Here is a 25,513-nt window from a genome sequence, read left to right as displayed (position 1 = left end):
AGGACCGATCAACGGAAAACGGGGTCAGCCGCCGCCTCCGCCGCAGCCGCCACCACAGCCGCCGCCTCCACCGCAGCTGCTTCCGCTTGAACACGAAGAAGAACTCGACGAACACGAGCTGTAGCTGCCGCCGTCACCGCTGTAACCGCTGTAGCTCGACCCACTGCCGGACGAGGCGAGCAACGAGCTGCGCACCGCCAGATCCGGGTACACGGCCAAGCCGCCGAAGAGAACGAGCCCGGCCGCGCCCGCGTACAGGGCGTCGTCGGACGTGGCCATCCTGCTGCTGGAGGAGGTACGAGCCTCGCTGAGCACGACGTTCCCCTTGCGCGTGCGCAGGTTCTTGCCGCGGCGCGTCAGGATGAAGATGACCGCGCCGGTGAGCAGGAGCAGCAACGCCAGGTACCCGACGGGCGCACCGATCGCGAGGCCGTTGACCAGGCGGACGACACCGACCGCGAGCAGCACCCACAACGCGATGGATCCCTTGCGCAGTGCGCTTTTCGCGACGTCCGGGTGGACGACGAGACCCATCTCCTCCAGCCGCCGGCCGATCTCGGTCACGGCGCCGTCCTTGGAGACGGCGGGGACCATCAGGTTGACCGTGCGGTTGGTGTAGCGCTGGCTGTCGGTGATGACGGCGCGGTCCACCTTGTTCAGCGAGTTCGTGGTGGACGTGACCTGAACGGTGCCACGCCGTGAAGTGCGCAGCTCACCCGCGGTGAGCAGACGCGCGATGGAGGTCTCGACGACCCGTCGTGGACCGCCCGCAAGATATGCGAGCTCGTCCATGTCCAGGGAGCGCACGGGCTGGGAACTGTGCCCAGCCCGCACGCGAACCCGGACGACGATCGCGACCAGCACGGCCAGTGCCAGCCCGATCCAGTACAGCTGAAGGAACTCCGGTCCAGACAATCCCCACGGCATGTGAGCCACCCCCTGACTGCCCCGAAATGCTTCGGTGGAGTCCATGGTGTGGTCCGGGCCACATGCCCGCAATGCTTGTTGACGAAGCCTTAGGGTTGTCCGTCTTCTGTCACTGATTTGTGGCTATAGCTCACTCTTGGTGGCTACAACGCACGGCTCAGCTCGACGAGCCGCCGTCGACTCCGCTGGAGCCTTCGCCATCGGTACCGAAGAAGTACATGGGTGCCTCCCAGGTCGGTCCGGTCCTGGTGGCCGGACTCCGGTCCAGTCTCCTATTCGGACGGAACGAGTTTCAAGGAGACGGAGTTGATGCAGTACCGCTGGTCCGTCGGAGTGGGATACCCCTCACCTTCGAAAACATGCCCGAGGTGGCTGTGGCAGGTGGCGCAGAGCACCTCGACGCGGACCATGCCGAGCTCGCGGTCCTCACGCAGGATGACCGACTCCCCGGCCAGCGGCGAGAAGAACGACGGCCAGCCGCAGTGCGAGTCGAACTTGGTGTCGCTGCGGAACAGTTCGGCTCCACACGCACGGCACTCGTAGATGCCCTCGGTCTTGGTCTCGGTGTACTCGCCGGTCCACGGACGCTCGGTGCCTGCCTGGCGCAGCACCGCGTACTCGGCGGGGTTCAGCTGGGCGCGCCATTCCTCTTCGGAACGCACGACTTTCGGGATGGCGCCGACAACAGGTTCCATGTCCCTTTATAACGCGGGCACCCTCATGGGGCTTCCCGGCGGTGACGTGGTGGGCGGCGCCGTAAGGCCTCGTTAAGAAGTCGTTCTCGTTTGGACCGGAAGATATCGGGTCAGAAGATGATCGTGAGGATGTCGCTCAGCGCGAACCAGATCGTCAGGATCACGCCGAGCAGGATCAGCCCGACCACCATCACCGCCACCAGTCGCTGGTGGCCTGTCGTGCGGTTGGCGGAGTCGGCGAAGTCCTGCACGCCCTCGAGGTAGCCCTCGACCGTGTAGCCGGGGCGCTGCCGCTTCATCTTGTCCAGGTGGTCGGCGAACGCCTGGGTCTCGGGGTCGTGCGGGTCGAGGCCGATCAGCTCCTCCTGGAACTTCTCGCTCTCGTCCTTCGAATCGCCCATAACCCCCAGAGTAGTGCCTCGAATCAACTGGCCAGAGCAAGCGAGGGTTTAACAGCACCAACGGTTCGGCCGTGTCCGAGCACCGGGACGGTCGCCAGGTCCTCCACCTTGCTCACGTCCACGCCGAGCCGCTTGAGCACCGCCACGATGACGACCGCGCGGGCGCGCGACGAGCCGTCGGCGATCTTCAGCGCGACACCCTCGCCGGTGGGCAGACCGACCGCGTACACACCCTCGGCACCGTCCTTGGCGATGACGCCGGGCAGGGCGTCCATCAGCACGGTGACGTCACGGCCCGTACCGCCGACCCACTGCGGGAAGGCGTTCATGGCGGCGGCGACGCGGTGTTCGAGGGTGCCTGCCGGGGCAGCGGCGAGGCGGCCGAACGCGCGAGCCAGGCCCGTGAGGCTGATGGCGAAGATCGGGGCACCGCAGCCGTCGACGCCGACCTGGGCGACGGGCTCGCCGGCCACGTCCTCGATCGTCTCGCGGGTGGCTACCTGCAGCGGGTGCGTCGGGTCCAGGTAGTCCTCGGTCGACCAGCCGTTGGCGACGCAGGTGGCGAGCATGGCGGCGTGCTTGCCGGAGCAGTTCATGTACTTCGGGGCGGCTTCGAGGCCGCGGGCGAGGTGCTGGGCGCGAGCTTCCTCGCCGAGTGGCATGTCGGCGGTGCACTGCAGGGCGGTCTCGTCCAGACCCGCTGACGCGAGGATCCGGAGCGCGCCCTCGACGTGGAAGTCCTCGCCGGAGTGCGACGCGCTGGCCAGCGCGAGCAGTTCGCCGTCGAGGTCCACACCGCTGCGCAGCATCGCGAGGGCTTGGAGGGGCTTGTTCGACGAACGCGGGAACGCGACGTCGCCCGGCCGGCCGATTTCCAGGGTGGGGGTGCCGGAAGCGTCGGTGGCGACGACGGTGCCGTGGTGCACCGACTCCAGGAAGTCGCCGCGCCAGACCTCAGCCACAACCTCGTGTGCCATGCCACCCCTCCTGCAAGTCGGTGAAACTGCCAACTGTCGACAGTTGACAACGTGGCTAGTGTAACCAGGAGACGGCCTGTGCCGTCCAGAGCAGGAGACGAAAGTGACACCTCCGACCCCGCTGCACCTGAGTCTGGCCGGGCAGGCCGTGGACGTCTTGCGCGAGCAGGTGCTCACTGGGGAAATCCCTCCAGGATCCCGGGTCAACGAGGTCGAGGTGGCGCAGAAGCTCGGCATCAGCCGCGGTCCGTTGCGCGAGGCGATCCGGCACCTGGCGTCCGAGGGCCTGCTTCAGCTCGTACCGCACCGGGGCGCGTTCGTGCCCGATGCCGATTCCGACGAGGTCAAGGCGCTGTTCGAGCTGCGCGCCGCGCTGGAGTGCGCGGCGGCTGAGCTGGCGGCCTCCCGGCGCACCGATGTGGATTTGGTGCGGCTGCACGAGGTGTCCGCGGCGAGCCGGAGCAACTACAGGACCGGGCAGCCGTTCCCGTACCGGCTGGACCTCGCCTTCCATCAGACGCTCATCGACGCCGCGCGCAGCCCACGGATCGCCGAGCAGGTACGGCTCGTGCAGCAACGTGTGGTGCTCCTCCGCAGCGCGCTCGATGACGACCCGCCGCACCAGCACGCGTCGATGGACGACCACGACGAACTCGTCAAGGCGATCGAGGACGGCGACGCCGCGCGGGCGTCCACGGTGATGCGGCGACACCTCTCCCGCGTGTGTGCGCAGATGCTGACCAGCCTGAACCGCTAATTTGATGGCATGACGTTCGGCGCCCGGCTCGTTCACCACCGCAAGGCGGCCGGGCTCAGCCAGGAGGACCTCAGCGAGCGGTCCGGCGTCAGCGTCCGCGCGATCAGCGACATGGAACGCGGCCGTGCCCGTTCGCCTCAGCGCCGCACCACCGAAGCGTTGCTCGACGCCCTCGACCTCGACGAACACGATCGCGACGAGTTGCGCAGACTCGCCAGGTCCGGCCGGGTCGCGCCGCCGGGGCCGGTCTGGTCGTTGCCGATGTACGTGGCGGACCTCGTCGGGCGGGACCCCGAGCTCTTCACGATCGCCGAGAAGCGCAGCGGGCTCGTTGTCGTCCACGGCGCTGCGGGTACGGGCAAGACGAGCCTCGCCGTGAGGGCCGCCCATCTGCTCGAGGAATGTTTTCCGGACGGTCAGCTGCTCATCGAGCTTGAGGGCTCCACACCGCCGCTGCAACGGTTGCTGAAGGACCTCGGCGTGCCGGCCGAGCATCTGCCTGAGGACGAGCGTGGGCAGATCAGGCTCTACCGGTCGTTGCTCGCGGGACGACGCCTGCTGCTCGTGCTCGACGGTGCGGACTGTGAGGAGGAGGTTCACGCGCTCGCGGCCGACTCGCCTGGCTGCCTCACGGTCGTGACGTCCCGGCGGAGGCTCGCCGGGCTCGTGGGCGCCACCTGGATCCGGCTCGGCGGCCTCACCGAGGAGGCCGCGCTGGAGCTGCTCGCGTCGATCATCGGGCAGAGACGCGTCGAGGAAGACCTCAGGACCGCGCGGGAGCTGGTGCGGCTGTGCGGGATGTCGCCGCTCGCGTTGCGGATCGCGGGCAACCGGCTCGCCAGCCGTCCGCGCTGGCCGCTCGCGCACCTGGCCGAGCAGATCGAGGAACGCAGACTGGCGGCGTTGACCGCCGGCGACCTGGAGGTGCGGGGCGCGTTCGAGGTGTCGCTCGCGCACTTGCCCGGCAACGCTCGGCTCGTGTTCCGCAGGCTCGGGCTGCTGATCGGCACGCACGTCACGCCAGAACTCGCCGCCGGACTCGCCGGCATCAGCGTCGCGGAGGCGGAACAGGCGCTGGAGGACCTCACCGACGTCAGCCTGCTGGAGCCCGACGAGCGCGGCTACTTGATCCACGGCCTCGTCCGGACGTTCGCCGACGGCCTGATCGATGCCACGGATGACGACGCTCGGCGCACGATGCTCGCCTCACTCCTGGAAACCACGGTCACCGCTGGAGTCCTCTTCGGACAGACGGGTGACGCGCGGCGCGTGCAGGCGCGCGGCGAGATGGACATCGCGACGGCACGACGGTGGCTGGACGAGCACCGCGACCTGGTACCCGAGATCGTCGAACAGGCGCAGCGCCAAGACATGCACGACGACGTGGTGCGTGCGGTGATCGCACTCTCGCACTACGCCGCCATCGAACCGAGCCCGATCTGGGAGCGGATCTACCGCACGGCACTGATGTCGGCGCGCGAGCCGTGGCAGGAGATCGTGATCCGCGGCCAGCTCGGCTGGGTGCTGTTCGACGTGATGGATCGGGCGGGGGATGCGCTGGAGGTGCTGACCCGCGCGGCGCAACGAGCCGAGGAGTCGGGGGAGACCGGGCACATCGGCTGGGTGTGGCTGATCGCCGCGGCCTCGCACAGCGGGCTCGGCGACCTCGACGAGGCGGAACGCGTGTGCCGCAAGGCGATCGAATGGATGCGTGAGCCGATGGACGTGCTCTACGCGCGGTCGGTGCTCGGCGTGCTGTGGCAGCGCATGGGTCGTCCGCACGCGGCGGTTGCCCTGCACACAGAGGTCGCGAACGAGCTGAGTACGTTTGCTCGCACCATTTATGAACTGTCCGCGCTCGGTCGCACTCTCTGGTGGCTGGGCCTCGCTCTGATAGACGCGCACAAGCCGGACGAAGCCGTGTCGGCGCTGACGGAGGCCGAAGAGGTCTATGCGCACGCACGGATGAAGTCGTGGCGTGCGCGCGCACAGTGGCACCGCGCCGAGGCTCACCGGCTCGCGGGTCGCGTCGCCGAGTCCGATGAGGACCTGATGAGGGCGTTGGACGGGTTCCGCGCGTGCGGCGACGGCGTGAGAGAGATCGAGGCGTTGCGCGCGCTCGCGGACAACGCCAAGTCACGGGGCGATGACAGCGCGTATCAACGTCATCTGCGAGACTCGCTCACGGCGTGCGAGCGGTGGGACACGGACGCCACGCGCAAGATCGCCGCCGAGGTGCGGGAGTGCCTGTCCTGGGAGTGACGGTCCAGAGGGTGAGGGAATGCGGGCAAGCACCTTCAGCGAGTTCCTGAGGTACTACCGGCGCCGTGCGACCCTCACGCAGGAGGATCTCGCCGCGCGCACCGGACTCGGCGTGCGCACGTTGAGCGACCTCGAACGCGGCCGCGTGCAAGCCCCGCACGCGCAGACGGTCGAGCTGCTGGTCACCGGACTCGGGCTCGACGAGGGCGAGACCCAGGAGTTCATCGCGCTCGCCAGGTCACCTGAGATCTCCACACCTCGTGCCGAACGCACGGACTGCGCGCCACCGCCCGCGAAGCCTTTGATCGGCCGCGCTCAGGAGCAACGGGACCTCGCGGACTGCATCGACGACGCGGCTGCGTCGTGGGTGCTGGACGTCGTCGTCCTGCACGGACCTCCCGGTGTGGGCAAGACCTCTCTCGCGGTCGACGCGGCGCACCGCTTCGCCGAATTGTTCGCCGACGGCCTGCTCTACCTCGACCTGCGCGGTATGGACCCCGCGCCGCTGACTCCGGAACGAGCGGCGGAACGGGTGCTGCGGGCGTTCGGGGTGCCGGACGCCCGGATGCCGTCCGACCCCGACGACCGATTCCGCCTCTACCGGTCGATGCTGCGCGAACGGACCGTGCTGCTCGTGCTCGACAACGCCGCGAACGAGGCGCAGGTCCGGCCGTTGCTCGCGGCGAGCCCCGGTTCGCTCGTGCTGGTGACCAGCCGGAACGTGCTGGCGGGCCTGGACTGCCGATCTCGCCTGGGCCTCGGCCCGTTGAGCCACGAGGGAGCTGTCGAGCTGCTCGCGCAGGCTGCCGGGTCCGACCGCATCAAGGCCGGCCAGGAGGCCGCCGACCTGGTCGCTTCCCTGTGCGGACGGGTGCCGCTGGCGCTGGCCATCGCGGGGCACCGGCTGACCGGCCGCACCACCTGGTCGTTGCGGCAGCTCGCGGACCAGCTCTCCGACGAACGCGAACGCCTCGACGTGCTCGCGACCGGTGACGTCCAGGTGCGCACGGCGTTCGAGATGTCCTACCGCCAGCTCGCCCCGGAGACCCGGATGATCTTCCGTCGGCTGGCGCTGGTGCACGGGCCCGACACGTCCGTCGCGCTGGCCGCGGTCGCCGCCGACATACCGGCCGACGACGCCGAGACGTTGCTGGAGGAGCTCGTCGACGCGTCACTGCTGCGGCCGGAGGTCCCTGGCCGGTACTCGTGCCACGACCTCATGCGCGATTACGCGCGCGAGCGTTTGCACAGCGAGGACGCCGACCTCGAGACACACAGGCTGCGCACGCGCGATTGGCTGTTGACGACAGCAACGGCCGCCGCGTCGTCGTTCCACCCCGCCGACCGTGGCGCGTCAGACCTGGCGAGCGCCGGCCGTTGGCTGTCCGAGGAGCTCGCGAACTGGCGCGGCGCGTTCCGGGAAGCCATCGCCGACGGCGCGCACGAACAGGTGTTGGCGCTGGCCCGGTCGATGCACTGGTACTCGGACCACCGCGGAGCCGCCGACCTCTGGCTGGAGGTCTACTCAGCGGGCGTGGACGCCGCGCGTGCACTCGGTGTGCAGGAGCAGGAAGCGCAGCAGCTCAACTTCGTGTGCTGGGTGTATGCAACGCGTATAACGAACATTCCGCTGGCCACGGCCGCCCATCGGGAGGCCTTGCGGGTCGCGGAGGAGTGCGGCTCGGTGCTCGAGACGGCCTGGGCGCACTACTACCGCGGGGCCATCGAGACCCGCACCGGCGACAACGAGACCGGGGTCGCCCACGTCCGGCTCGCCGCCGAACTGTTCCGGGAGGCCGGGCTGCCGTACGGGGTGGTGTTCGCGCTGTCGTTCGCGGGCGTCCTGCTGCAACGGCTGGGCCGCTTCGCCGAGGCCGTCGAGACGCACCGGGCGTGCATCGCCGAGGGACGGGCCGTGCGCGGCACCGCAGGAGGTGTGGCGGACGAGAACGCGGCTCAACTGCTGCTGCGACTCGCGGACTGCCTCACCGCGGCGGGCGACGTGGACGAAGCGCTGGTCGTGACCGCCGAGGCGGACGCGCTCATGGGCGAGTCGGCGCCGGGCGTCCGGGGCTTGCTGCAGCACACCCGCGGCACCGCGCTGGCCACCGCGGGACGCCTCGCCGAGGCCCGCGACGAGCTGGCTGCGGCCGCGGACGGGGTGGCCGATCCGGAGAGCAAGGTGTCGGTCCTGATCGCTTTGGCGGATGTCTGCGACCGCATGAACGACCACGACGCGGCGACACGGCACCGAGTGCGCGCGCTCGCGGAGTCAGATGGCTACGAGTCGCCTGGCATGACCAAGCTGCAGCACCAGCTGACGGATGCCCTGCGCCTGTCAGCGTAGGACGGTGTCCAGGAACGCGTCCGCGTCGAAGTTCTCGGCACCGGGCGGCACGAGCCGGTAGGTGGCGTCGAGGAACTTCCGCAGCGTGCCGGTGGGCAGCCGGAACACGGTGACGTGCCGGTCGGAGATCAGCTCCAGCACCAGCGTGCGGCTGGCGTGTGGCCGCAGCCGGACGTCGCCGGCACCGGACGGCTTGGTCATGCCCTCGATCAGCAGGTCCCTGCCCATGATCCAGGTCGCGACCGCGCCGCCCGCGTGGAACCTCATCGTCACCGCGTACGGGTCGTCCGACTGGTAGAGCAGCTCGGTCTCGACCGGGGCGGTGTTGCCGTTCGGCCGGACGAAGTCGAAAACGGTGCGTGACGCGACCCGCATCGGGACTCCCTGAGGTGTTCGCCTGTGTTCAGCAGTTGTCACGTAGTGGGTGGCGAATTGGTTCAAGGTGGGCCGTTGCCATTACCGATTTCACGGCCCCGGCGATGGACGGCCAGGCGTTTCGGCTGTGCGAACGGGCAGAGATGCCGAACTTTCTGCCGGTCCTTCTGCATGGTTCTGCGAGGCCTCTCGCGTTTGGCTGGACGGCATGGTCACCCCGCTCCGCCCCGGTCTCGTCGAGGCCGTCGTGCGCCAGGCCGGTGGCGTGCTGGTGGGCCGGGAACGGGAGATCGCCGCCTTGACAGGCGCGCTCGGCAGTGGGCGGTCGTGCGTCGTGCACGGGGCGGCGGGCATGGGCAAGAGCGCGTTGTTGTGCGTAGCGTCGTCGATCGCGGTGCGCAGCGGGATGCGGCCGGTGCGCGGGTTGCGGGCGTTGTCCGGCGGCGACACGTTGCTGCTGGTGGACGACGTCGAGCAGTTGTCGGCGGAAGACGCCGATCGGCTGGCGCGGTTCCGGGGAGTCGTGGTGCTGGCGGGGGACTTCGATCCCGTGTCGCCGCCACCGGGGCTGGCGGATCTCGTCGCGGCTGCCGTGCTGGTTCCGTTGCGGCCCGTGGGCGCGGACGTGGTGGCGGGGATGATCCGGCGCCGGTTCGACGCCGAGGCCTCGCCGGAGCTGATCTCGTTGTGCCTGGACCACTGCGGTGGCGCGCCGGGCGTGCTGAACGATGTTCTCGATCTGCTGGAGCCGGGCGAGGTTTCCGCGGGTTCGTTGCGCGGCTTGCGGTTGCCGCGCCTGTTGCAGGCTGTGCGGCGGTACTGGCAGGTGCTGGACGCCGATGCCGTGACGGTCGCCCGTGCTGTGGCGGTGCTCGGCAATGCGCCGCTCGACCTGCTGTGCGAGGTCGCGGGGATGGACTCGGGTGCGACGCTGGCCGCGTTCGAACGTCTTGCCGACGCCCGGCTCGCTCTGGGTGAGCCGATGCGGATCGTCTCACCGGCGTTGAGTCGGGCAATCTGCCAGGAGATGGCGCCGGACCTGCGTGAACGCCTGCACCGTGCAGCCGCGGGGGCGATGCACCGGCGCTCTGATCCCGTGACCGCGGTGGCCGAACACGTCGTGGCGTGTGCGGAACCCGTTGGGGCGCAGTGGGTGGCGCCGGCGTTGCGGACCGCGGCGCGGCTGCACCGTGCCGCGGGACGGCCCGAGCAGGCGGTGCGGTGCCTGCGGGCGGCGTTGCGCGAGCCGATGAGCGGGCAGGTCGCCGCGCAGGTGGCGATCGCGATGGCGGATCTCCATCTGCGGTACGGGATCGCCCCTCGTGCGGACGAGCTGGCGCGGTGCTGGCAGCGGCTTTCGGCCGAGGGAAACCCGGACGGGGCCTTGGACTGGCTCGCCGCGGTGGTGCTCGACTGGCAGTGCGACGAGGACGTTCTCGGTGTGCCTGCCGGAGATGAGGGGCCGCCGGAGTCGTTCCGGGCCGTCGCGATGGCGATGAGTCCGTTGAGCGCGCGGGAGGTGGTCGACTCGCCGGTGGCGCCGGCGTTGCGCGCGTTCTGGTCGGGCGAAGGTGCCGAGCAGGTGCTCGCCGATCTTCCTGAGCACGCGATGCCGTCGCTCGTGCTTGCGGGGCTTGGACTTCTGCGCAGCGGGTCGTCGCGCGTGCTGCTGGATCTCGCGCTGCGGGACCGGCTCGTCGGCGCGGAGAACGACTGGCTGGTCGCGCTGCAGATGTGGGCGCACGGGGCGAACGGCCGGCACGCCGAGGTGTTCCGGCTCATGCACTCGCTGGCAGAACGCGGGTCGCCCGCACGGGGTTGCGTGGCGCTCGCGGCGGCTGCGTTCGTTTCGTCCTGTGTGGACTGCGGACGGCTTCGTGAGGCGCGGGAGATGTTGGTGCGCCTTGGTTACACGGGCACGTTGTCCCCGGCCTGGGTGTGCATGATGTTGCTGCACCAGCGGGCGCGCCTGCACCTCGCGCTGGGCTCGCCGCGTGCCGCGCTGGCCGATGCCGAACGTGCCGGAGTCGTCGAGCTGGCAGCAGAAGCGCGGGCGGCGTTGGTCGAACGGCCTGCGCTGGTCCGTTGTGGCGCATGGGCGAAGCTCACGCCGCACGAGTCGCGCATCGTCGAGCTGGCGCTGGAGGGAGAGACGAACCGGGAGATCGCGACGCGGTTCAACGTCACCCAGCGCGCTGTCGAACTGCACCTGACCCGTGTCTACCGCAAGGCCGGAATCAGCAGACGGGTGCAGCTGTCTTCCGTCTTCGGTCCCATTTGAGACTCCCATTTGAGATTCGTGGTCACCCGAACGGATGTGAACCGGGCACGGTGATCCCGTCGTTCTTTGCCAGCAACAGCAACGAAACGACGGGAGCCACACCATGTCTGCCGACAACGAGCCGATCGCGCCCGCAGCACCTGAGCACGACGTGCACGACGTGCTGCTGGGCACGATCACCTGGGACCAGTACCACGCTTCCCGCGCGGCTTAGAGCAGATTGGAACGGATGGCCCAGGCCACGGCGTGCACCCGGTTGCGCAGCCCGAACCGTTCCAGCAACTGGTGCAGCGCGTACTTGACGGTCCGCTCCGAGCAGAACAGCCGCGCCGCGACCTCCGCGATCGTCGCGCCGTCGGCCAGCAGCCGGAGCAGCTGCAGATCGCGGTCGTTCAGCACCGTCGACCGCTCCTGCACTGCCTGTCCGGCGACGAGCAGCCTGATCAGGCGTTCGGCGTTGACGTCCGCGCGCCGCAACGGGTTCGCGAGCCCCGCCTGGGCCGCGATCGAGGGTGTGAGGTCGTGCACCCGTGCCGCGATCACCACGATCCGCGACGAGCCGATGGCCCGGAGCCTGGCCGCCTGCTGGGCGCAGAGTTCGTTCACGATCGCGAGTAAGACGTGCGCGTCCGAACGTTCCTGCACCACCCGCACCCGCGGTGATGTCTTCAACAGGTGGGTCACACCGGCCGCGCTGATCAGGTCTCGGGACTCCACCGCAACGCGCACCGGTTCGAGTCCGGAGTCCACGGTCGCCAGGGCACTACTCATGCCCCGATCGTCCGGAATTTCGGGGGCTGTCCACTTCGGAAAACCGAACCCATCCGATGATTACTTGTCCGTCGCCTGTCGACGCGCGGAACTCGCCGGTCGGCCAGTGCTCGATCTTCAGCTCGTCACCGGGCAGCACCGGGGCGGTGAAGCGGGCGTGCAGCTCGGTGAAGTGCTTGCCGCGCACGGTGATTCCGAGCGTGCACAGGCCGTGCAGGATGGGTCGTGCGAAGCCTGCGCGCCGGGCGAACTCCTCGTCGTGGTGCATCGGGTTGACGTCGCCGGTCTCGCAGTACCGCAGCGCCTGGTCCCGCGTGGTCCGGAAGTAGCCGACCTCGGGTTCGGTGCCGGGGACTTCGAAGGCGCGGGTGTCGCCGCGTTCGCCGCCGAAACCGCCTTCGCCCTTGAGGAAGCACGACGAGCGGGTCTTCGCGTACGCCGACTCCCAGGTGCTGACGACCAGCGCTCCCGAGCCCTTGTCGTAGATGCCGGTGACGGTCTTGGTGACGACCGCGGAGCCTTGCCGCGGGAGTGGTTCGTGCAGCCACAGCGACTGCTCGGCGTGCAGGACCTGGGTCATGTCGGCGCCGGTCAGCCCGAGCTGCGGGCCGCCGTGCTGCAGCAACGGGATGGCGAAGGCGGGGGAGTAGCCGCCCGTCGCCGCCGCGTACACCTCGGCGTCGTCTCGCGACCAGGTGCGGACCTGTCGTTCGACGACGCCGAGGATGTCGTGGTTGAGCACTTTCCCAAGATAGAACTAACCGAGCGTGCCCCGTACGTTCGCGTGGCCCTTGAGGAGGTTGCGGGCGATCGTGCGGCGCTGGATCTCGTCGGTGCCCTCGTAGATCCGCAGCAGCCGCAGCTCGCGGTACCAGCGCTCGATCGGCAGCTCACGCGTGTAGCCCATGCCGCCGTGGATCTGCAGGACGCGGTCGACGATCTCGTTGGCCTTGATGCCGCCGTAGAGCTTCGCGATGGACTGCGCCTGCCGCGAGTCCTGCTTCTGGTCGACGAGCCACGCGGCGTGCAGCACGAGCCAGCGAAGCGCTTCGATCTCGACCGCGGAGTCCGCGATCATCCACTGGATCGCCTGGTACTCGGCGATGGGCTGGCCGAACGTGACACGGTTCTTGGCCTGCTCGATGGCCATTTCGACGAGGCGTTCGACGCTGCCGAGTGCACGGGCGGGCAGCAGGTAGCGGCCCTGACCGATCCACTGCATCGCGAGGTTGAAGCCCTTGCCCTCCTCGCCGAGGATGTTCTCGTGCGGCACGCGCACGTTGTCGAACACCAGTGCCGCCGGGCCCCACTGGCCCATGGTCGGGATGGGCTCGGACTTCCAGCCCATGTCGCGGTCGACGAGGAAGCACGTGACGCCGCCGTCGGCGCCCTTCTCCTTGTCGGTGATCGCGAAGACCATCACGAAGTCGGCTTCGTTGCCCTGGGTGATGAACGTCTTCTCGCCGTTGATCACCCACTCGTCGCCGTCCTTCACGGCGGTGGTGCGGATGGCCTTGGCGTCACTGCCGGCGCCGGGCTCGGTGATCGCGAAGCACGAGACGCGCTCGCCGGAGATCGTCGGCAGCAGGTAGCGCTGCTTCTGCTCCTCGTTGCCGTGGAACAGGATGTTGTCCGCGTAGCCGCCGAACCGGAACGGCACGAAGCTCCGCCCGAGCTCGGCCTCGATGAGCGCGGTCATCATGCCGCCGAGGCCCATGCCGCCGTACTCCTGCGGCGTGTTGACACCGAAGAACCCGGCCTGCTTCGCCTTGTCCTGCAACGCCTTGAGCTCGTCCTTGGGCAGGCCGGGCTGGCCGGCGCGTTCGCGGCGCAGCACCTCGGGCTCCAGCGGGATGATCTCCTTGCGCACGAAGGTCCGCACCCAGTCGCGGATCTCCTTCTGCTCGTCGTCGAGCGTGAAGTCCATTGTTCTTCTCCTTGAGGGAATGCCCTAGAAAAAGGCACTGATGCCGGTCAGCGCACGGCCGATGAGCAGTTTCTGGATCTGGCTGGTGCCCTCGTAGAGGGTGGTGACGCGGGCGTCTCGCAGGTACTTGCCCACGGGGTACTCGTCGATGTAGCCGTAGCCGCCGAAGACCTGGATGGCGTTGTTGGCGACCTTCACGGCGGCTTCGCTGGCGAAGAGCTTGGCCATGCTGGCCTCGGTGCCGAACGGCTGGTCGCGGTCGGCCAGGTCGGCGACGCGCCAGGTCAGGAGCCTCGCGGCGTCGGTTTCCACGGCCATGTCGGCGATCAGTTCCTGGACCAGCTGGAAGCCCGCGATGGGTTTGCCGAACTGTTCGCGTTCCTTGGCGTACTTGAGCGCTGCTTCGAGAGCGCCTCTTGCTGCTCCGACGCAGCCTGCGGCGACCGACATGCGGCCCTTGTCGAGTGCCTGCATCGCGAGCTTGAAGCCTTCTTCGCTGAGCAGGGCGTCGTGGTCGACCTCGACGTCTTCGAGGGTGATCTCGGCGGTGGCCTGGCCGCGCATGCCGAGCTTGCCCTTGATCTCGGTGGCGGTGAAGCCTTTCGCGTCTGTCGGGACGAGGAACGCCGAGATGCCCTTGGGACCTGGTCCGCCGGTGCGTGCGAAGACCAGTGCGACGTCCGCCCACGTGCCGTTGGTGATGAAGACCTTGCGGCCGTTGATGGTCCAGCCGTTGTCCGTTTTCGTGGCTTTGGTGGCGAGGCTGCCGGCGTCTGATCCGGTGCCGGGTTCGGTGAGGGCGAAGCAGCCGATCTGCGTGCCTTGCGTCAGGCCGGGCAACCAGCGTTGCTTCTGCTCTTCGGTGCCGTGCTTCGCGATCGACTTGGCGACCAGTCCGAGTGACACCGAGATGATGCCTCTCACCGCGGAGTCTCCGCGTGCGACCTCTTCGAGCACCAGGCAGTAGGCCAGGTTGTCGCCGCCCGAGCCCCCGTACTGTTCGTCGATGCCGAGCCCGAGGAACCCGACCTCGCCAAGTGCCGGGACGAGGTCCTTGTCGATGGCCTCCTCGCGGTCCCAGCGCGTGGCGTTGGGGACGATGCGCTCATCCGTGAAGCGCCGCGCCAGCTCCCTGAGCTGCCGGTGTTCGTCCGAAAGCGTCAAGTCCACGGGTCCTCCTGAGAAACCGAACAGTGTTAGGTTAACTCACATGCCCCGGCCGAGCACCCCTCTGTTGAGCCCCGATCGCATCCGGTCGACGGCCCTGGCCATCATCGACCGCGACGGCCTGGACGGCCTGTCGATGCGCAAGCTGGCCGCTGAGCTGGGCGTTCAGGCCGCCTCGCTGTACGGGCACGTCCGCACGAAGGACCAGCTGCTGAACGACATCGCATCCTCCATACTGTCTGCAGTCGACGTTACGGGGTTCACCGTCGACTGGCGGGAGGGTCTGCTGCGCTGCGCACGCTCATACCGTGCGGCGTTGTCGTCACACCCGAACATCGTCCCGTTCCTGGCGTACGGTCCCGCGGGCCGTGCCGAGTCGTTGCAACGCCTGGACCTGCTGCACGGCGCCCTGGTCTCCGCCGGCTGGTCGCGCCGCGAAGCCACGATGATCGCCGCGGGCCTGATGTACATCGTGTTCGGATCCGCGTTGAGCACCTTCTCCAGCGGTTTCTCGGCAGACCCTGCCGACTACTCGGACCGCTACCCGCACCTCGACCGCGCACACCTGCTGCCGGGCGTAGCACGCGAACTGGACCGCGACAGCTTCGAGATGGCGCTCGCGGCGTTCGTCCGCGGCCTTTAGTGTTTCGGCGTGGCTTCCAAGGCGATCGAGCTTCAGGTCGGTGACCAGCTGGTGCGCGTGTCCAACCCGGACAAGCCGTACTTCCCCGCGCGCGGCATCACCAAGGGCCAGGTGGTCGAGTACTACCGCACGGTGGCGCCACATCTGCTGACCGTGCTGCGCGACCGCCCCGTGGTTCTGAAGCGCTACGTCGACGGCGTGGAGGGCGAGGCGTTCTACCAGAAGCGCGTGCCCAAGGGTGCGCCCGACTACGTGGAGACGGTGCAGGTCAAGTTCCCGTCCGGCCGTCCCGCGGACGAGATCTGCCCGACCTCAGAGGCCGTGATCGTGTGGGCCGCGAACCTGGGCACCTTCGACTTCCACCCGTGGCCCGTCCGCCGCTCCGACGTCGATCACCCCGACGAGCTGCGCATCGACCTGGACCCGCAGCCCGGCACGGACTTCTCCGACGCCGCTCGTGTCGCCTTGGTGTTGCGCGAGGTCCTGGCCGACGCCGGGTTGACCGGCTACCCGAAGACGTCCGGTGGGCGCGGCATCCACGTGGCCGTGCGGATCCGGCCTGAGTGGGACTTCATCGACGTCCGCCACGCGGTGATCGCGCTGGCCCGTGAGGTGGAGAAGCGGGCGCCTTCGCAGGCGACTTCGGCGTGGTGGAAGGAAGAGCGCGGCGAGCGCGTCTTCATCGACTTCAACCAGGCCGCCCGCGACCGCACGATCGCTTCGGCCTGGTCGGTGCGGGGGACTGCGCGCGCGACGGTCTCGACTCCGGTCACGTGGGACGAACTGTCCTCTGTGGACCCTGACGACTTCGACGTGCTGACCGTGCCGAAGTTGCTGGACGAGCGCGGCGACCTGCATGCCGGGCTGGACTCCGAGGCGTTCGGCATCGAGACGCTGCTGGAGTGGTACGCGGCCGATCCGCGCGGCGAGATGCCGTACCCGCCGGACTACCCGAAGATGCCGGGCGAGCCGATGCGCGTGCAGCCGTCGCGCGCTAAGCGTCCTACCAGCGGAAACGCGAAAGAGTAGCGATCGGCGGGATCCGTACAACGCTCACTCGCCTGATAACCTCTCGAACCATGTCAGAGCGGCTTGATCGGCTCGCAGCATCCTTCGACAGAGCGCTGAGAGCGGACGGAAAGTCAGAGCGCACAAGGGTTCTCTACGGTCAGAGCATCCGCTTCTTCTCGGAGTGGCTTGTGCGGGAAGGAAGGGAGCCGGAGCTCGACGAATTCACCCGGCTCGCCGTGCGTGAGTGGATGAACGAGCTCAAGGGGACGAAGGCGCCTGGCACGGTCGCAGTCCGCTTCCGTGGTCTGCGCCGGTTCTCGCGGTGGTTGGTCGTGGAGGAGATTCGCGACAAGAACGTGATGGCGGGGATGGAGGCGCCTGAGGTTCCCGAGAAGCCGGTGCCCGTGCTGGTCGACGATGAACTGGCCGCGTTGCTGAAGCTCTGCAAGGGCAAGGACTTCCGATCGCGTCGTGATGAGGCGATGGTCCGGCTGTTCTTCGACTGCGGCTTGCGCGTCGCCGAACTGTGCGGGATCCAGCTTGACCACGTCGACCTGGACGCCGAGGTCATCCAGGTGACCGGCAAGGGTGACAAGGTCCGCCTCGTCTATCCGAGCGCCAAGACCTTCCGCGCTGTTGAGCGCTACATCCGTGAACGGGCCAAGAGCAAGCACGCTCGTACGACCAAGGCGCTGTTCCTTTCACAGCGTGGTGCCTGGTCTGTCGATGGTGTCCGTGACCGCCTGGGCGTCATGGCCAAGCAGGCAGGCCTGGACCACATCAACCCCCACCGGTTCAGGCATACGTTCGCCCACGACTACCTGCTCAGCGGCGGCCAAGAGCGTGACCTCAAGCGCCTGGCAGGGTGGACGAGCGACGTCATGTTGGAGGTCTACGGCCGCAGCACAGCTCAGCAGCGAGCGGCTCATGCAGCACGCAAGCTGGGGCGCGGCAACCGACTCTGACCTTCAGTACGACGGACAACGCCACCTTCGAGCTCGTGATACTGCGCCGAACGAGTGGTCTTCGTCTCGCAGAAGCCGTTGTGTAATAAGGATTCCAGCTACACCTAGTTTGCGTACAACGCTTGTGCCTGTTGTGCTGTTCGTGTCCACATCGAACGCACCGCACCGGAGGAGCCAGACATGAAGGCGAGAGCCCCAGATGGCCGCCACCTCCTCCGAGAAGTCGTTGCAAGCACGAGCCGCTGTCGCCACCCGCTGGGCGAAGGCCACCGATCGCGAGGCTGAGACCGCACCAGCCCGCAAGGGCTTCCTCGCCAAGCTGGAGCGTGAGGTCGACCCCGAGGGCGTTCTCCCTCCCGAGGTTCGCCTCCAGCGCGCTGTGGAGCTCCGCAGGGCGCACATGCTCCGGGCCAGCCTGAAGTCCGCTCAGGTGCGCCGTGAGCGCCGGGAAGTCGCTGCTCGCGGGGACGTGTCCCGATGACCCGCCAGGAGATCCGCGGTGCCAGGTTTGCCGGCCTCTGCGCCGCTGTCGCCGTCGCCTTCTTCTGCCAGTCGCTGCTGGCTGGCCTCGCCATGATCCTGATGACCCTCACGGGCTGCCGCCTGCTCCGCGTCGTGTCGAGCTGACCCTGAACGAACGACGACCCCCGAGCAACGAACTCGGGGGTCGTGACGTTTCGAGTGGTCCTGCCTGCGCGGGTCGGACTGCTCATAAGAGGTGAACGAGTTGGTAGCTCGTCCACCCGGCCCGCTCGCAGAAGCGACGGCCACCTCCCTTGACGCAGTAGGGAGCGGAGCCAGTATGGCATCGCTCAAGAACGACCTCCAGCCCGGCGGCTTCGACTACGAGGCCTACGACGAGCAGACCGGTTTCGGCCAGGTCATGGCTCGGGTCCTCGATCACCTGCCCCTCTCGATGAAGGGGGCCATGGCCTACGTGGCGCTGACGACGTTCGTGCAGCGCGAGAAGGGCCACAAGGACGAGGGCAAGTGCTTCGCCCACCGGGAGACCGCCGCGCGCCGTGCCCGCATGTCCATCAAGACGTTCGACCGGGCGGTCAAGGAGCTGGAGGAGCTCGGCCTCGTCGTCGTTGAACGCCGCAAGCACGCCAACGGTGGCTACCGATCCAGCCTCTACCGAGTCCTCGATGGTCCAGGAGAGCTGGCCTCAATCCGTCCTGCTCATGAGGGGGTGGCGTCAGATTGTCGCCAGGGTAGGGACAACGTGACGCCACCCGCGGGTCAGATTGACGCCAGGGTGGAGACAGATTGTCCCGAGGGTGGGGACAGGTTGACGCATCTTGAACAGACCACAGAACACACCACGGAACAGACCACGCTGTCAGACCACGTGGACACAGAACTTCCTGCGCCCGCTTCGCGGTCGCGGGGGACCAGCGAGGTCCAGGCTGAAGAAGAGCAGGACGTCCAGGAGCCCGTGGCCGATCACATCGAAGAGGAGCCAGAGCTGAAGAACTTCACGACCTCCCTGGACGAGCAACCAGATGCTTCGTTCGTCGTCCAGTCCGCAGAGGAGCTCACCTCGGACCTGGACAAGATCTTCGCCGATGAGAGGCCTCAGCAGACCTCGGGCCATCCAGTCGCCACCGAGACCATGGACGAAGCCCTCCAGGTCGCCCTCGACGCACTCGGCCCCGTGAGCAACATGCACTACGAGTCCAGGGAGTCGGTCGAACGTCGTCCCGTCCCGGTCCTCACACCGGAGGAGATCGAGCACCAGGTCGCTGCTCGCCGCAAGCAGCCCACCGAGGCTCAGAAAAAGCACCAGGAGTTCCTGGAGCGGCAGGCGAAGTTCGACGCTGAGTACGAGGCCGCGAATCCGTTGCCCAGGCGCGCGGAGGACGTCGACATGGTCCAGAAGGCGCGCGAGGCGTTGAAGGGTGCTCCTCGCCGTCGTGGTGGCCGTAGGAAGCAACAGCCCGCCGCCCCTGAGAACACCCAGACCTATGAAGGCATCAAGCACGAGTTCGGGCCGTACCTGGGTGAGCCACACAAGGCGCAGGAGCTCGTTGGCACTCCGTACGACCCGAACCGGTTGTTCAAGGCCTACGAGGAGGCTCTGGCCGAGCGCGGGTTGACGATGGACTGGCAGTACTCCGGCGAACTCCGCCGGTTCATCAGCGCCTTCCTGTTCCACACCGGCGGCGACGAGTTCCGTGTGGCCAAGGCGCTGCAGTCCGTGCTCGATAACGAGTCCGTGACGCATCCGCACAACTCGAAGGTCGTCGTTACTTTCGCTGGGCACGCACTCGTGAGTGGACTGTCGTTCATCGGCTCGAAGGCGCTCGGCATTCATTTGAGGAGGTCGGCGTGAGCGCCGAACTGCACAAGTTCTTTCACCACCAGGCAAAGCGCGCGCACCGCGCGTACGCCAGGACCATCGAGCGCGAGAACGAGACCAAGGGTCCGATCCCGGAGTGGAACGACCTGGCTGACGCCGAGCGAGTGGCGTGGGTGATGGTCGCCATGGAGTTGTGCCGTGCTCGGTAAGCGCCACGATCTTGGTGGCTAAGTGACGTCCTAAGCTGTGCCGCACGGCTGTGCAGCCGTCATCGAGCCTTGCGAAGTCGGTTCACTTCCGTGTGCACTCTATGCCCGCTAAACGGGAACTCAATTGCGGCCTTGAGAAATCCCCCAGGGATCTCGGTGGTGTTCTTTTTGATGAGCTTTGCGACGGTCTTGCTGTGAGAAGAAGATTCTGCTATGCCCGAGAGCATTTTTGCTCTTGCTATATCTACGCGGACATCAAAGTCGCTCATAACAGCTTGCGCGTCGGCTCGCAGAAGGGTGAAGGTGCCTACTATTCGTCGAAGGCGCCTTCGAACCAGACTTCGACGGACATAACCCAGATCATGGGCTGCTTCTAGGACCGTGGCGGTCCAGTCAATGGATCCTTGCTGGGTTGTCGGGTCAAAGTCGTCAGGCAGGTTTACCTCGCCCCTGCCTGCGGCCAAGTACACCAGAAGCCTGGTAGCTTCTTTGCGAATTGTCTGACGAGCTGCGAAACGTCTTTTCGCGCCTTCCTCGGTGTGGACTTTCCACGAAGACATCAGTACGCCCGCTGCGCCACCCGCGATGGCTGAGGTCAGGATCGTGATGGGTTCGAACGCCAAGACTTCAGATCTCCCTCGTCAGTAGGACACGCCTACCTATCGTTCGGTGATCCCGATGTGCAACTTAACCTGCACAGCCGCCTGTCAGACCACCTGCCACTCCGCTTAAGAGGTGGAGGTGGCCACGTTGCAGCACAACACGATCCACGACGTCCGGGTGGACGCGGGAGCCCGCTTCGAGAGCCCGTGTCACATCTACCTCGGCGGGATGAACGGGAGCGCCTACGCGCAGCTCCCCAAGCCCTTGCATGGCACTCGCCTCGCGCACATCGCCGTGTGGCGGGAGAACTTCGGACCGCTCGTCCCTGAGCTCCAGATCGACCATCGGTGCCGCGTGCGCATCTGCGTTCGGGTCGAGCACCTCGAAGCCGTGACGGCGGCCGAGAACGTCCGGCGCCGTGTTGTCGCAGGGGCACGACGCAAGCGCCAGGCCGTCCACGCAGGTCGGCTGATGATCGGTGGTACTTGCCAGTCCGGACGGCACGAGGTGACGCCGGCGGACCTCTCCGCCCGTCGGTGTGTCCGCTGCTTCTATGAGGCCCTGGACCGCAGCAAGGAACGCGCGCGGGCACAGTCCCTGGCCGCTCAGAGAGGGGACTGGTTCACCTTCCGGCGCCTGGCCAACCGATGCCGGCCCGCACCCGCGGTCGAGTTCGCTCAGCCTGCCGTCTGACCGCCCCGAGAACGCTCCTGGAGCGCAGTTCCCTCTCACAGCAATGGCGCAGGGTTATAGGTTTTCTGGAGGGCGCATGGACACGCGGCACCGCTTCCCGGTGGTTCCGGAGGGCACGACCTACCCAGGGCCGCACAGCGACACCGAGGCCCGACGCGGCATGTGGTTGGTGAGGGCGAGGTACTACTCGGGCCACCGGGGGAAGGTCTGCCGCGGCACGACCTTCGTGGTCGAGCCCGGCACCGACGTACGCGCGATCCTCGCCGAGGTCGCCGACGACGTCCGCAGGCTCATCGAGTTCTACGTGTTCGACGACCAAGATCGATGCGTGCGGATCCCAGGGCAGCTGATCACCGGGTGGTCGGTCGTCCTGCCGAGCAGGCGCAGCACTTCGGGTGGCTTCCGGCCAGAGAGAAGCTCAGATGATTCGCGTTCTTGAGACGCGCTTCAGAATCCGCACCAACTTGGTGACCTCCTTTGAATCCCTGGGCTCCTGCATCGCGACTGCGAGGAAGCCGGTCGGCACGCCGTTTGGGTCCTCGGTGGGATCCGCCTTGAACACGGCCGCGAGCACACCTGCCATGAGGTCGTCGCCCTCCATCGCGGGCTTGGCTGTCACCAAGTCGTAGCCGAGAGGCCCGAGTAGATGCCGAAGTCGATGTTGCAGGAGCCACTTGCGCAGCCAGCCCAGGCCACGGCTCGCCTCGATGACCATCGAAGCCCACTTGTAATCAGCGGGCATCCAGAGTGATGGTGCTGGCACGCGCCGCCTGCCGTATCCGGCCTGGTAGGCAACAGCTTCCGTCAGGACGCTTCCGGCTGCGTCCTGCACGCGGTCCCTCGCCAGAGCGCGCCGCTTCGCGCTCTCTTCCTTCCTGATCTTCCAGGAGGCGAAGAGGACACCGGAGAAGCCTCCGACAATTGCGGAGGCGGCGATGGAGGCGAGATCGAACGGCATTGGTGCTCCTTGCCCTCCGGTGCGGGTTCATCGTGTCCATCGCGCATCACGGCATCTGCGTGACACTCATTCGACCGTTTCAAGTGGTTGCTGATCGTGCCCGAAGGTCCGATGAGGACCTGTCGTAGCAATTTTCCTTGCTACACAAGGGAAGTAGCTCAAGATCCGATGCACGTTCGTTATTTTCAACGCGTGTAGAACATGCCTAACATGGCGGAAGATCCCCCGCGCGCTCGCGCCCTTCACCTCGGCTGAGGCCACTTTTCCTGCCTTGACCCAAGGAGACCTTGACGATGGACACGCCTGTTTCCGATCTGCGGATCCTCGTCGATGGCGTGGACCTGGCCGGTGACGTGATCGAGTACCAGGTCGAGACGCCCCGGATCGTCCACAACCTCGGTGACTACTTCGACGGTGCCAACGTCCTTGGTCCCGTGGGCTTCGTCTGTTGCGTCCGAGGCGTCTGGAACGACGAGCGCACGCTGCTCCTGGCCCAAGCCCGTGAACGTGACGACGAGTGCTTCGTGACGGTGGCCAAGGGCGACCTCGCGCTGGAAGTCCCCTGCGACGTCTCCGCCTTCCGCTCGATCCGTCTCGACGACGGCCGACAGGGCTGGGAGGCCGCCTTCGTGATGGCCAAGTCCCTCTGCTCCACCGCCGTGGTCACCTGGAAGGAACTGGTGGCCTGACTTGATGAACTCCGCGCAGCAGATCGAGGGAGCCGAGCGCAGAGCTCAGGTCCTCGACTTGTTGCGCCGTGGGTACTCAGGTGCCGAGGTGGGTCGCCGGTTCGGTATCAGTCGCCAGCGCGTCCACCAGATCAAGCAGGAGCACCTCGCCGAGCTCGCGGAGCACGCCGAGCAGTCCACCGCCGAGTACCGCCTGGACGCGCTGGAGCGCCTGGAGCAGATCCGTGAGGACCTGCGCAGGATCGCCGACGCCCAGCACCTGCTCGTCTCCGGAGGCAAGGTCGTCCGCCAGGGCAAGCCCTGCATCGACTTCGACGCCGAGGACAACCCCGTCGCCGTCATCGACGAGAACGAGGGCGCGCCCCTCACCGACGTCGGTCCCGTGATCACCGCGCTCGACAAGCTCATCAAGGTCGAGGACCGCTGGTCCAAGCTGCTCGGCCTCGACGCGCCCGTGAAGACAGAGGTCTCCGGCGGCGTCACCTTCGAGTACCGGTTCGCTGGGGCGGAGGACGTGTGAGCGCCCCCGCGATCGTGACGGTCGAACACGAGCTCCGAGGCGCCGCCCGTGAGCTGATGCGCACCCGTGACTCCGAGGTCCTCATGAGTGGACCAGCGGGCACCGGCAAGAGCCGTAGCTGCATGATCAAGCTGCACACCGCCGCGATGAAGCACCCCGGCATGAGCGGCCTGGCCGTGCGCAAGACCGCGCGCTCGCTCGCCTCCTCTTTCACCGAGGAGTGGGAAGACCTCACCAAGGCCGAGCTGGAGTCCGGGGCGCTGAAGTTCTTCGGCGGTTCCCAGCGCAAGCCCGCGCAGTACCAGTACGAGAACGGCAGCACGATCACGCTGGGCGGTCTCGACGACCCCATCAAGATCATGTCGACCCAGCGCGACATGGCCTACGTCCAGGAGAGCACCGAACTCACCGAGGACGACTGGCAGTCGCTGGTCACCCGCATGCGCGGCAAGGTCATGCCGTACCGGCAGATCATCGCCGACTGCAACCCTAACCACCCCAAGCACTTCCTCAAGCAGCGCGCCAACGAGGGCAAGATCAAGCTGCTCATCTCGGTGCACGAGGACAACCCGCGCTTCTTCCACCCCGACGGCGCGATGACGGCCGACGGCATGGACTACATGCCCAAGCTGGACTCCCTCACGGGTGTCCGCTACCTGCGCCTGCGCAAGGGCCTCTGGGTCGCCGCCGAGGGCTCGATCTACGACGGCTGGGACGAGTCGCACCACCTGATCGACCGCTTCGACATCCCGGACGACTGGCCCCGGTACTGGGTCGTGGACTTCGGCTGGTCGCACCCGTTCGTCTGCCAATGGTGGGCGGAGGACCCTGACGGCCGCCTGTTCCTGTACCGCGAGCTCTTTATGACCGGGCGCCTGGTCGAGGACCACGCCAAGGACATCCTGCGCCAGGTCACCAAAGCCACCGTGCGAGACGACCTCCTCGACCGTGACGAGCTCGGTCCGCTGGACGACATCGACAAGGGCTACCGCACCTGGACCGAGCCGGAGCCGTTCGAGGTCATCACCGACCACGACGCCGAGGGCCGCGCGACGCTGGAGAAGTACCTCGGCATCAGCACGACCCCGGCCGACAAGGCCGTGCTGGAGGGCATCGAGCGCGTCCAGGCGCGCATGAAGCGCCAGCGCGACGGCAAGGCGCGGATCTTCCTGATGCGCGACTCCCTCGTGGAGCGCGATCGAGAGCTCGCAGAGAAGAAGCTGCCCACCTGCACCGCCGAGGAGATCCCAGGCTATCGCTGGAACCCGAAGGACGGGCCGGACAAGAAGGAGCGTCCCGTCAAGGAGCAGGACGACGGCTGCGACTGCATGCGCTACATGGTCGCCCACAAGGACCTCGGCTCGGCCGACCTCAACTTCCTGGGGTGGGTGTGATGGCCGCTGAGTCGCGCTTCCAGCGCCGAGCCAAGCTGATCGGGACCCGAGCACGCGCCTTCGTCCGACGGTGGCGCAGCGGCGTTCTGGTGACCTCAGGCCTCGGCTTCCTCTCCGCTGCCGCGTGGACCCTGCACACGGTTGCCGGCCTCGCCGCGGTGGGCATCTCGCTGCTGCTCGTCGACCTCGGCACGAGGGGGCGTAGCTGATGCGCAACCCGCTGACGATGGTCGCCAACCTCGTGCCCACGCCGTACGTCGGCAAGGGCGAGAGCCGCACCTGGAACTGGGGCCTGGGCCGCAACTCCGCGCTCAGGCAGATGAACACGATGGGGCAGAACGGCACGCTGTTCTCGATCGTCAACCGCATCACCACGACCACCGCCTCGGTGGAGTGGCACATGCACCGCGAGCGTCCTCGCTCCTCGGTCGTGTGTTCCAAGTGCGGTGAGCCGGGCGTCGAGCTCGTCACGAAGCACCGCGCCCTGGTCACGTTGAACGAGCCCAACGACTTCTTCGACCGCGTCAACCTCTTCGAGTCGGTGGGGCAGCACGTCGAGCTCACCGGTGAGGGCTGGATCGTCATCAGCCGTCGCGGCAACATGCCCTACGAGCTGTGGCCCGTGCGTCCTGCTCTGTC

At 67.5% G+C, this 25,513-nt stretch carries 29 protein-coding genes; 18 read left to right on the top strand and 11 right to left on the bottom strand.

Annotated features, from left to right (window positions below):
• Positions 1 to 24 precede the first annotated feature (24 nt).
• The 4 genes from UK23_RS29715 to UK23_RS29700 form a co-directional block, all read right to left on the bottom strand.
• On the bottom strand, positions 25 to 927 hold the full coding sequence (locus UK23_RS29715) for a TIGR04222 domain-containing membrane protein (protein ID WP_045314979.1): 903 nt from the start codon (positions 925 to 927) through the stop codon (positions 25 to 27).
• Positions 928 to 1,199: 272 nt separating this feature from the next.
• Positions 1,200 to 1,622, bottom strand: coding sequence for a peptide-methionine (R)-S-oxide reductase MsrB (msrB, locus tag UK23_RS29710; RefSeq protein ID WP_045314978.1), 423 nt, complete (start codon positions 1,620 to 1,622; stop codon positions 1,200 to 1,202).
• Positions 1,623 to 1,732: 110 nt separating this feature from the next.
• On the bottom strand, positions 1,733 to 2,023 hold the full coding sequence (locus UK23_RS29705; RefSeq protein ID WP_045314977.1) for a hypothetical protein: 291 nt from the start codon (positions 2,021 to 2,023) through the stop codon (positions 1,733 to 1,735).
• Between the two features lie 23 nt (positions 2,024 to 2,046).
• On the bottom strand, positions 2,047 to 3,000 hold the full coding sequence (locus UK23_RS29700; protein ID WP_045314976.1) for an asparaginase: 954 nt from the start codon (positions 2,998 to 3,000) through the stop codon (positions 2,047 to 2,049).
• 103 nt (positions 3,001 to 3,103) lie between these two features.
• On the opposite strand from UK23_RS29700, the gene UK23_RS29695 reads away from it, so the two are divergent.
• From UK23_RS29695 to UK23_RS29685, 3 genes are read left to right on the top strand one after another with little or no spacing between them, the layout of a single operon-like run.
• Positions 3,104 to 3,757: a GntR family transcriptional regulator gene (locus tag UK23_RS29695; protein ID WP_045314975.1), complete on the top strand. Its 654-nt coding sequence runs from the start codon at positions 3,104 to 3,106 to the stop codon at positions 3,755 to 3,757.
• 9 nt (positions 3,758 to 3,766) lie between these two features.
• Positions 3,767 to 6,019: an XRE family transcriptional regulator gene (locus UK23_RS49065; RefSeq protein WP_052685178.1), complete on the top strand. Its 2,253-nt coding sequence runs from the start codon at positions 3,767 to 3,769 to the stop codon at positions 6,017 to 6,019.
• 19 nt (positions 6,020 to 6,038) lie between these two features.
• A complete protein-coding gene (locus UK23_RS29685; RefSeq protein WP_045314974.1) occupies positions 6,039 to 8,366 on the top strand; it encodes an ATP-binding protein in 2,328 nt (775 codons plus the stop codon).
• Here UK23_RS29685 and UK23_RS29680 read toward each other — a convergent pair.
• A complete protein-coding gene (locus UK23_RS29680) occupies positions 8,358 to 8,741 on the bottom strand; it encodes an SsgA family sporulation/cell division regulator (protein ID WP_045314973.1) in 384 nt (127 codons plus the stop codon). The two genes, UK23_RS29685 and UK23_RS29680, sit on opposite strands and share 9 nt — an antisense overlap.
• A 208-nt stretch (positions 8,742 to 8,949) precedes the next feature.
• Here UK23_RS29680 and UK23_RS29675 point away from each other — a divergent pair, with 208 nt between their 5' ends.
• Complete coding sequence (locus UK23_RS29675; RefSeq protein WP_045314972.1) at positions 8,950 to 11,022, top strand: helix-turn-helix transcriptional regulator; 2,073 nt, start codon at positions 8,950 to 8,952, stop codon at positions 11,020 to 11,022.
• Between the two features lie 210 nt (positions 11,023 to 11,232).
• On the opposite strand, the gene UK23_RS29670 is transcribed toward UK23_RS29675, so the two are convergent.
• Genes UK23_RS29670 through UK23_RS29655 form a run of 4 tightly spaced genes read right to left on the bottom strand, consistent with a single transcriptional unit; the run spans position 11,233 to position 14,890 of the window.
• Positions 11,233 to 11,793: a LuxR family transcriptional regulator gene (locus UK23_RS29670; protein ID WP_082115074.1), complete on the bottom strand. Its 561-nt coding sequence runs from the start codon at positions 11,791 to 11,793 to the stop codon at positions 11,233 to 11,235.
• The gene (locus tag UK23_RS29665) at positions 11,786 to 12,535 is read right to left on the bottom strand and encodes a MaoC/PaaZ C-terminal domain-containing protein (protein WP_045314970.1); all 750 of its coding nucleotides are present in this window, start codon (positions 12,533 to 12,535) and stop codon (positions 11,786 to 11,788) included. The genes UK23_RS29670 and UK23_RS29665 overlap by 8 nt, the downstream gene beginning before the upstream one ends.
• A gap of 15 nt (positions 12,536 to 12,550) precedes the next feature.
• Complete coding sequence (locus UK23_RS29660) at positions 12,551 to 13,720, bottom strand: acyl-CoA dehydrogenase family protein (RefSeq protein ID WP_045314969.1); 1,170 nt, start codon at positions 13,718 to 13,720, stop codon at positions 12,551 to 12,553.
• Between the two features lie 24 nt (positions 13,721 to 13,744).
• The gene (locus tag UK23_RS29655; protein WP_045314968.1) at positions 13,745 to 14,890 is read right to left on the bottom strand and encodes an acyl-CoA dehydrogenase family protein; all 1,146 of its coding nucleotides are present in this window, start codon (positions 14,888 to 14,890) and stop codon (positions 13,745 to 13,747) included.
• Positions 14,891 to 14,954: 64 nt separating this feature from the next.
• Here UK23_RS29655 and UK23_RS29650 point away from each other — a divergent pair, with 64 nt between their 5' ends.
• The 7 genes from UK23_RS29650 (at position 14,955) to UK23_RS29625 (ending at position 20,017) form a co-directional block, all read left to right on the top strand.
• Entirely contained in the window at positions 14,955 to 15,530 is a 576-nt protein-coding gene (locus UK23_RS29650; RefSeq protein WP_231114733.1) for a TetR/AcrR family transcriptional regulator, read from the top strand.
• A gap of 9 nt (positions 15,531 to 15,539) precedes the next feature.
• On the top strand, positions 15,540 to 16,559 hold the full coding sequence (gene ligD / locus UK23_RS29645; protein WP_045314966.1) for a non-homologous end-joining DNA ligase: 1,020 nt from the start codon (positions 15,540 to 15,542) through the stop codon (positions 16,557 to 16,559).
• 50 nt (positions 16,560 to 16,609) lie between these two features.
• Positions 16,610 to 17,506, top strand: coding sequence for a tyrosine-type recombinase/integrase (locus tag UK23_RS29640; RefSeq protein ID WP_045314965.1), 897 nt, complete (start codon positions 16,610 to 16,612; stop codon positions 17,504 to 17,506).
• Positions 17,507 to 17,705: 199 nt separating this feature from the next.
• Positions 17,706 to 17,987 carry a hypothetical protein gene (locus UK23_RS29635; protein ID WP_156213469.1) on the top strand — a complete coding sequence of 94 codons (282 nt, stop codon included), beginning with the start codon at positions 17,706 to 17,708 and terminating at the stop codon, positions 17,985 to 17,987.
• Complete coding sequence (locus UK23_RS51985; protein ID WP_156213468.1) at positions 17,984 to 18,133, top strand: hypothetical protein; 150 nt, start codon at positions 17,984 to 17,986, stop codon at positions 18,131 to 18,133. The genes UK23_RS29635 and UK23_RS51985 overlap by 4 nt, the downstream gene beginning before the upstream one ends.
• Positions 18,134 to 18,308: 175 nt before the next feature.
• A complete protein-coding gene (locus UK23_RS29630) occupies positions 18,309 to 19,841 on the top strand; it encodes a hypothetical protein (RefSeq protein WP_045314964.1) in 1,533 nt (510 codons plus the stop codon).
• A complete protein-coding gene (locus tag UK23_RS29625) occupies positions 19,838 to 20,017 on the top strand; it encodes a hypothetical protein (RefSeq protein ID WP_045314963.1) in 180 nt (59 codons plus the stop codon). Before UK23_RS29630 ends, UK23_RS29625 begins: the two co-directional genes overlap by 4 nt.
• 59 nt (positions 20,018 to 20,076) lie before the next feature.
• On the opposite strand, the gene UK23_RS51980 is transcribed toward UK23_RS29625, so the two are convergent.
• Positions 20,077 to 20,640 (bottom strand): hypothetical protein, encoded by a 564-nt coding sequence (locus UK23_RS51980; RefSeq protein WP_156213467.1) that lies wholly within the window; start codon positions 20,638 to 20,640, stop codon positions 20,077 to 20,079.
• A gap of 118 nt (positions 20,641 to 20,758) precedes the next feature.
• Between UK23_RS51980 and UK23_RS49060 the strand changes: the two genes are divergently transcribed.
• The gene (locus UK23_RS49060) at positions 20,759 to 21,313 is read left to right on the top strand and encodes an HNH endonuclease signature motif containing protein (protein ID WP_052685176.1); all 555 of its coding nucleotides are present in this window, start codon (positions 20,759 to 20,761) and stop codon (positions 21,311 to 21,313) included.
• 76 nt (positions 21,314 to 21,389) lie between these two features.
• Positions 21,390 to 21,752 carry a hypothetical protein gene (locus UK23_RS29615; protein ID WP_045314962.1) on the top strand — a complete coding sequence of 121 codons (363 nt, stop codon included), beginning with the start codon at positions 21,390 to 21,392 and terminating at the stop codon, positions 21,750 to 21,752.
• Here UK23_RS29615 and UK23_RS29610 read toward each other — a convergent pair.
• Complete coding sequence (locus UK23_RS29610; protein WP_045314961.1) at positions 21,732 to 22,271, bottom strand: hypothetical protein; 540 nt, start codon at positions 22,269 to 22,271, stop codon at positions 21,732 to 21,734. The two genes, UK23_RS29615 and UK23_RS29610, sit on opposite strands and share 21 nt — an antisense overlap.
• A gap of 293 nt (positions 22,272 to 22,564) precedes the next feature.
• On the opposite strand from UK23_RS29610, the gene UK23_RS29605 reads away from it, so the two are divergent.
• The 5 genes from UK23_RS29605 to UK23_RS29585 all read left to right on the top strand — a co-directional run.
• Positions 22,565 to 22,960 (top strand): hypothetical protein, encoded by a 396-nt coding sequence (locus UK23_RS29605; protein ID WP_045314960.1) that lies wholly within the window; start codon positions 22,565 to 22,567, stop codon positions 22,958 to 22,960.
• A 4-nt stretch (positions 22,961 to 22,964) separates the two neighbouring features.
• Complete coding sequence (locus UK23_RS29600; protein WP_156213466.1) at positions 22,965 to 23,480, top strand: helix-turn-helix domain-containing protein; 516 nt, start codon at positions 22,965 to 22,967, stop codon at positions 23,478 to 23,480.
• Entirely contained in the window at positions 23,477 to 24,874 is a 1,398-nt protein-coding gene (locus UK23_RS29595) for a phage terminase large subunit (protein ID WP_052685175.1), read from the top strand. The genes UK23_RS29600 and UK23_RS29595 overlap by 4 nt, the downstream gene beginning before the upstream one ends.
• Positions 24,874 to 25,083, top strand: coding sequence for a hypothetical protein (locus UK23_RS29590; protein ID WP_156213465.1), 210 nt, complete (start codon positions 24,874 to 24,876; stop codon positions 25,081 to 25,083). Before UK23_RS29595 ends, UK23_RS29590 begins: the two co-directional genes overlap by 1 nt.
• On the top strand, positions 25,083 to 25,513 hold a 431-nt coding region (locus UK23_RS29585), incomplete at its 3' end, for a phage portal protein (RefSeq protein WP_045314957.1). The genes UK23_RS29590 and UK23_RS29585, both read left to right, overlap by 1 nt.

The sequence above is a fragment of the Lentzea aerocolonigenes genome, from assembly GCF_000955955.1.
In the GTDB taxonomy this organism is placed as follows: domain Bacteria; phylum Actinomycetota; class Actinomycetes; order Mycobacteriales; family Pseudonocardiaceae; genus Lentzea; species Lentzea aerocolonigenes_A.
The sequence above is the reverse complement of the archived record's forward strand: the minus strand, read 5'-3'. Positions and strand labels throughout refer to the sequence as shown.

Bases quoted from the DNA above. Each gene is read 5' to 3' on its own strand.
- UK23_RS51985 (WP_156213468.1), top strand. From the start codon at position 17,984: ATGACCCGCCAGGAGATCCGCGGTGCCAGGTTTGCCGGCCTCTGCGCC.
- UK23_RS29715 (WP_045314979.1), bottom strand. From the start codon at position 927: ATGCCGTGGGGATTGTCTGGACCGGAGTTCCTTCAGCTGTACTGGATC.
- UK23_RS29670 (WP_082115074.1), bottom strand. From the start codon at position 11,793: ATGAGTAGTGCCCTGGCGACCGTGGACTCCGGACTCGAACCGGTGCGC.
- UK23_RS29605 (WP_045314960.1), top strand. From the start codon at position 22,565: ATGGACACGCCTGTTTCCGATCTGCGGATCCTCGTCGATGGCGTGGAC.
- UK23_RS29700 (WP_045314976.1), bottom strand. From the start codon at position 3,000: ATGGCACACGAGGTTGTGGCTGAGGTCTGGCGCGGCGACTTCCTGGAG.
- msrB (WP_045314978.1), bottom strand. From the start codon at position 1,622: ATGGAACCTGTTGTCGGCGCCATCCCGAAAGTCGTGCGTTCCGAAGAG.
- UK23_RS29615 (WP_045314962.1), top strand. From the start codon at position 21,390: ATGGACACGCGGCACCGCTTCCCGGTGGTTCCGGAGGGCACGACCTAC.
- UK23_RS29640 (WP_045314965.1), top strand. From the start codon at position 16,610: ATGTCAGAGCGGCTTGATCGGCTCGCAGCATCCTTCGACAGAGCGCTG.
- UK23_RS29600 (WP_156213466.1), top strand. From the start codon at position 22,965: ATGAACTCCGCGCAGCAGATCGAGGGAGCCGAGCGCAGAGCTCAGGTC.
- UK23_RS29680 (WP_045314973.1), bottom strand. From the start codon at position 8,741: ATGCGGGTCGCGTCACGCACCGTTTTCGACTTCGTCCGGCCGAACGGC.
- UK23_RS29635 (WP_156213469.1), top strand. From the start codon at position 17,706: ATGGCCGCCACCTCCTCCGAGAAGTCGTTGCAAGCACGAGCCGCTGTC.
- UK23_RS29675 (WP_045314972.1), top strand. From the start codon at position 8,950: ATGGTCACCCCGCTCCGCCCCGGTCTCGTCGAGGCCGTCGTGCGCCAG.
- UK23_RS29705 (WP_045314977.1), bottom strand. From the start codon at position 2,023: ATGGGCGATTCGAAGGACGAGAGCGAGAAGTTCCAGGAGGAGCTGATC.
- UK23_RS29590 (WP_156213465.1), top strand. From the start codon at position 24,874: ATGGCCGCTGAGTCGCGCTTCCAGCGCCGAGCCAAGCTGATCGGGACC.
- UK23_RS29630 (WP_045314964.1), top strand. From the start codon at position 18,309: ATGGCATCGCTCAAGAACGACCTCCAGCCCGGCGGCTTCGACTACGAG.
- UK23_RS49065 (WP_052685178.1), top strand. From the start codon at position 3,767: ATGACGTTCGGCGCCCGGCTCGTTCACCACCGCAAGGCGGCCGGGCTC.
- UK23_RS29685 (WP_045314974.1), top strand. From the start codon at position 6,039: ATGCGGGCAAGCACCTTCAGCGAGTTCCTGAGGTACTACCGGCGCCGT.
- UK23_RS29610 (WP_045314961.1), bottom strand. From the start codon at position 22,271: ATGCCGTTCGATCTCGCCTCCATCGCCGCCTCCGCAATTGTCGGAGGC.
- UK23_RS29660 (WP_045314969.1), bottom strand. From the start codon at position 13,720: ATGGACTTCACGCTCGACGACGAGCAGAAGGAGATCCGCGACTGGGTG.